This is a genomic window from Microbacterium sp. (genome assembly GCF_035687345.1).
GTDB lineage: Bacteria > Actinomycetota > Actinomycetes > Actinomycetales > Microbacteriaceae > Microbacterium.
The window spans coordinates 1-5,535 of the sequence record NZ_DASRXZ010000013.1 but is presented as its reverse complement, the minus strand read 5'-3'; the positions used below and the strand labels follow the sequence as shown (position 1 = coordinate 5,535).

Here is a 5,535-nt window from a genome sequence, read left to right as displayed (position 1 = left end):
CCCGTACGTCGCCCACCCGAGCGCGAGTTCGGAGAGGTCGGAGGTGCCGATGACCATGCCGCCGTGGTGGTTCGCGAGGCGGAACAGGTAGTCGGTGCGGATGCCGGCCTGCACGTTCTCGAACGTGATGTCGTGCACCGGCTCGCCCTCCGCGAACGGGTGGCCGATGCGCTCGAGCATCTCGGTCGCGAGCGGGCGGATGTCGATCGTCTCGATGGACGCGCCGACGGCCTCGGCGAGGGCGATCGCATTGGACTTCGTGTGGTCGCTCGTCGCGAAGCCGGGCATCGTGTAGGCGAGGATGTCGCTGCGCGGGCGGCCCATGCGGTCCATCGCCCGCGCGACGACCAGCAGGGCGTGCGTCGAGTCGAGCCCGCCGCTGACGCCGATGACGGGCTTCGGCGCGCCGATGGCCTCCATGCGGCGCACGAGCCCCGATACCTGGATGTTGAACGCCTCGTAGCAGTCCTGCGCGAGCCGCTCGGGGTCGTCGGGCACGAACGGGAACCGGTCGAGCACGCGCTTCAGTCCGATGTCCGCGCCGGGCGGATCCAGGTCGAAGTGCACGGTGCGGAACAGCGTCGCATCCGTCCTTCTGTTGTCATCGAAGGTGCCCTGGCGGATGCGGTCCTGACGCAGCCGGTCGAGGTCGACGTCGGCGACGCTGCGGCGCGGGCCCTCGGGGAAGCGCTCGGTCTCGGCCAGCAGGTTGCCGGACTCGTAGATCATGGTCTGGCCGTCCCACGAGACGTCGTTCGTGGACTCGCCCATGCCGGCTGCGGAATACGCGTACGCGGCGAGGCAGCGGAACGACTGCGACTGGCACAGCGTCTTGCGGTCGTCGGCGCGCGCGATCGTGATCGGGCTGCCCGACAGGTTCGCGAGCACCGTCGCGCCGGCGAGTGCCGCGCGCGACGACGGCGGGATGGGCACCCACACGTCTTCGCAGACCTCGGCGTGCACGACGAGACCCGGCACGTCGAGGGCCTCGAACAGCAGGTCGGGTCCGAACGGCGCCTCGAGCTCGCCCACCCGGATGTCTTCGCCGATCTGGTCGTCGCCCGGGGCGAACCAGCGCCGCTCGTAGAACTCGCGGTACGTCGGCAGGTACGACTTCGGCGCGACGCCGAGCAACTCGCCGCGGTGGATCACGACCGCGCAGTTGTAGAGGCGGTTGCGGTGTCGCAGCGGCGCGCCCACGATGAGCATCGGCAGGAGATCGACGGATGCCTCGACCAGCCGCTCGATCGCGGCGACGACGCCGTCGAGCAGCGCGTCCTGCATCATGAGGTCTTCGATCGAGTAGCCCGACAGGCACAGCTCGGGGAAGATCGCGACGGCGACCGCCTCGTCGTGGCACTCGCGGGCCGTGTCGAGGACGGCCTGCGCGTTCGCGACCGGGTCGGCGAGCGCGACGGGGATCGTGCACGCGGCGATGCGGGCGTAGCCGTGGCGGTAGGCGCTCTCGAACGGCAGGGCGGTGATCACGTCCCCAGTCTTGCAGGTGCGAACGACGTCGTGTCGGATGCCGCGACTATCGTCGAGAGCAGGGAAGGGGAGCATGCGTTACATCGAGAGCGAAGGCCGGTTCGTCTGGAGCGCAAGCGATCTCAAGGCTGCCGCAGAGTGCGAGTTCGCGTGGCTGCGCGCGATCGACGCCAAGCTCGGGCGGGTGGCCGAGGTCGAGGAGCCGGTCGACCTCACGCTCGAGCGTGCGGGGCGACTTGGGCATCAGCACGAGCAGCGCGTGCTCGCCGCATACCGCGAGCGATTCGGAGCGGGGGTCGTCGAGATCCCCGTGGCGAAGACCTACGACGCGGATGCTCTCGCCGCCGCGGTCGCCGAGACCGCGAAGGCCCTCGCGTCCGACGCCGACGTCATCTACCAGGCGACGTTCGCGACGGACGACTTCGTGGGGTTCGCCGACTTCCTCGTACGCGATGCCCCCGATGGCTCGCGCGGCGTCGGTCCGTGGGTCGTTCAAGACACGAAGCTCGCCCGTCACGCGCGCGTGACGGCGCTGATGCAGCTCGCGGCATACGTCGCACAGCTGGACCGCCTGGGGGTTCCGCGGTCCGACCGCGTCGAGCTGCTGCTCGGCGACGGCACCACGAGCGTCCACGAGGTCGACGATCTCCTCCCGGTGTTCGGATTGCGGCGCGAACGGCTCCGCGCGCTCGTCGACGACCGCCGCCTCGATCTCGGCGCCGCCGGCCCCGCGATCGCGTGGGGCGACCCGCGCGGCGAGCTCGCGGTCATGGCGTGCGGTCGGTGCGCGACGTGCGAGCTCGAGGTCGAGGCCGCCCACGATCTGCTCCTCGTCGCCGGGATGCGTCCGGTGCAGCGCGAGCGGCTGCGCGCCGCCGGGATCGACACGATCGATCGGCTCGCCGAGGCATCCGCTCCGCCGGCACGCATGAGCCCCGACACGTTCTCGTCGCTGCGCACGCAGGCCCGTCTGCAGCTCGCGAGCCCCGCGGGCGTGGTGACGAAGGTCGTTCCTCCGGCCGACGTCGAGCCCGAAGGGGTGGCCGCCGAACCGGCCGTGCCGACGTTCGAGGTCGTCGCCCCGAAGGCGCTCGGCGCGCTGCCGCGACCCGACCACGGCGACCTCTTCTTCGACTTCGAGGGCGACCCGCTGTACACCGAGGGCGAGGCCGTCGAGTGGGGTATCGACTACCTCTTCGGGTGGGTCGACGAGCGCGAGCAGTACACCGCACTCTGGGCGCACTCGTTCGCCGAGGAGCGGCGCGCGCTGGAGACGTTCCTCGACATCGTCGCGCTGCGGCGCCAGCAGTTCCCCGGCATGCACATCTACCACTACGCGCCGTACGAACCGACGCACCTGCTGGCGATGGCGGCCCGCCATGGCGTGCGCGAGGCCGACGTCGACCGGCTGCTGCGCGACGGGGTGTTCGTCGATCTGTATCCGATCGTGCGGCGCGCACTGCGCGTCGGGTCGCGCTCGTACTCGATCAAGAAGCTCGAACCCCTCTACATGGGCGAAGAGGTGCGCACGAGCGACGTGCAGAAGGGCGACGACTCGATCGTCCGGTACGTCGAGGCGCGCGCTCTGCGCGAAGACGGTGACTCGGCCGCGGCATCCGCGATCTTCGACGACCTCGCCGACTACAACCGCTACGACTGCGTGTCGACGAGGCGACTGCGGGACTGGCTCGTCGACCGCGCCCGTGAGGCCGGTCTGAGGCCGTCACCCGAGCCCGAGCCCGACGAGCGGGTGTACGAGCCGTCGTCGCGCGCGCTGGCGCTGGGGGAGCTCGCGAAGTCGCTTCCCGAGGACTCGCCCGAGGCGGTCGCGCTGCGCCTCGGCGCGGCCGCGATCGACTACTACCCGCGCGAGTCGAAGTCGTTCTGGGCGACGCACTTCCTGCGGCTGCGTGAGCCTGTGTCGGTGTGGGAGGAGACGCGCGACGTCGTCGCCCTCGACCGTGCACGGTGCCGTGTGCTCGAGGACTGGCACCGCCCCGAGGGCGCTCGCGCCGACAGGCGGCTTGTCGAACTGCGGGGCGAGCTCGCTCCGGGAACGCGCCTGACCGAGGGCGGCAACCCGTTCGCCCTGTACGAACTGCCCGTGGACTTCCCGTTCGACGCTCGCCCGCGCTGGATCCACGCGGATCACCGCGTGACGGTCATCGATGTGCTCGACGACGGCGCGATCGTCGAGGAGTACGCGGTCGGCGACGTCACGTGGTCCGAGCTTCCGATCGCGCTCACCCCCGAGGCGCCGCCGCGGGCGGGCAACCAGCAGCTCGCGATCGACGCGTGGGCGGATGCCGTGATCGCTCAGGCGCCCGCGCTGCCGCAGGACCCGGCGACCGACATCCTGCTGCGTCGGCCTCCGCGCACCGTCTCGAGTGCGCTTCCTGCGGCAGGCTCCGACGACGTCGCGGCGATCGCGCGGGCGATCCTCGATCTCGACCACAGCTACCTGGCGGTACAGGGGCCACCAGGCACAGGGAAGACCTACGTCGGTTCGCATGTGATCGCGAGGCTCGTGCGCGACCACGGCTACAAGGTGGGCGTCGTCGCCCAGTCCCACAAAGTCGTCGAGAACATGCTCGACCGGATCGTCGGCGCGGGCGTACCCCGCGAGCAGGTCGCGAAGGCACCGAAGGACGCCGCATCCGAACCGTCGTACACGGCCATCCCGAAGAACGGCGTCGCCGCCTTCACGGCCGAGCAGACCGGCGGCTACGTCATCGGCGGCACTGCGTGGGACTTCAGCCACGAAGGTCGGATTCCGCGCGGCAGCCTCGATCTGCTGGTGATCGACGAGGCGGGTCAGTTCTCGCTCGCATCCACGATCGCCGTGTCGCTCGCGTCCCCACGGCTCCTTCTGCTGGGCGACCCGCAGCAGCTGCCCCAGGTCAGTCAGGGCACGCACCCCGAGCCCGTCGACACGTCGGCGCTGGGCTGGGTCATGGACGGCGCCGACGTCATCCCGCCCGAGTACGGCTACTTTCTGGCGCGCACATGGCGCATGCACCCCGCCGTCGCGGCGCCCGTGTCTCGGCTGTCGTACCGCGGAGAGCTCGCGTCGCATCCGTCGACGGCGCTGCGCGAACTCGCCGGTGTCGAGCCCGGACTGCATCCGGTTCCTGTCCGGCACAAGGCGAACGCGACGCAGTCGCCCGAAGAGGCCGCGGTCGTCGTATCGATCGTGCGCGACCTCATCGGCCGACCGTGGCGAGACGTGCGGTTCGGTGAGAACGGCGAGACCCTCCGGTGCGACGAGCGCCCCTTGGCGCAGAGCGACCTCATCGTCGTGACGCCGTACAACGCGCAGCAGGTCGCGGTCGAAGAGGCGCTCGCCGCGGCCGGGTTCGGCGAGATCCCGGTGGGAACCGTCGATCGCTTCCAGGGGCAGGAGGCCGCCGTCGCGATCGTGTCGCTCGCGGCCTCATCGGGCCGCGACGCTCCGCGCGGACTCGAGTTCCTGCTGCTGCGCAACCGGCTCAACGTCGCGATCTCGAGGGCGATGCACACCGCGTACCTCGTGTACTCTCCGGGGCTCCTCGACGATCTGCCGCGCACGCCCGACGGCGTCGCGCGCCTCAGCGGTTTCGCGCGGCTCGTCGGCGTGGCCGAACCGCTCGAGGGCGGGGTGTTCGCATCCGGGCATCCGGGAGTCGCCGTCACGGCACCCGCGTAGACTCGGCGGACCGACGCAGGAGGCATCCCATGGCCGACATCCCCCGTCAGTTCGAGATCGATCTGCCGCCCGACCTCATCGGCGGCTCGTACGCCGACTTCGCGAACGTCTGGCACACGCAGACGGTGTTCGTCATGGACTTCGTGACCCTCGCTCAGCCGCCGCGCGAAGAGATCGATCCCGACACGGGGGACCGGCGCACGGTCGTGCCGGCGCGCGTCGTCAGTCGCATCCGGATTCCTCCCGAGCAGGTGTTCGAACTCGCGAAGGCTCTCACGCAGCAGCTCGAATTCTGGGAGCAGGAGACGGGGCGCCGCCCGCCGCCGGATGCCCCGCTCATCGATTAGGGGCGCCACGCGTCG

General features: G+C 70.7%; 3 protein-coding genes. 2 read left to right on the top strand and 1 reads right to left on the bottom strand.

The annotated features are described in order from the left end of the window. The coding region (locus VFF97_RS01170; RefSeq protein WP_325031664.1) for an NAD(+) synthase at positions 1–1,488 on the bottom strand (1,488 nt) is incomplete at its 3' end. Between the two features lie 73 nt (positions 1,489–1,561). Here VFF97_RS01170 and VFF97_RS01165 point away from each other — a divergent pair. Both VFF97_RS01165 and VFF97_RS01160 read left to right on the top strand, forming a co-directional pair. Next, positions 1,562–5,173: a TM0106 family RecB-like putative nuclease gene (locus VFF97_RS01165; protein WP_325031663.1), complete on the top strand. Its 3,612-nt coding sequence runs from the start codon at positions 1,562–1,564 to the stop codon at positions 5,171–5,173. A gap of 29 nt (positions 5,174–5,202) precedes the next feature. Next, positions 5,203–5,520, top strand: coding sequence for a DUF3467 domain-containing protein (locus tag VFF97_RS01160; protein ID WP_325031662.1), 318 nt, complete (start codon positions 5,203–5,205; stop codon positions 5,518–5,520). The last annotated feature ends 15 nt before the right edge of the window (positions 5,521–5,535 follow it).

Coding starts and splice junctions, on each gene's coding strand:
- VFF97_RS01165 (WP_325031663.1), top strand. CDS start 1,562: ATGCGTTACATCGAGAGCGAAGGCCGGTTCGTCTGGAGCGCAAGCGAT.
- VFF97_RS01160 (WP_325031662.1), top strand. CDS start 5,203: ATGGCCGACATCCCCCGTCAGTTCGAGATCGATCTGCCGCCCGACCTC.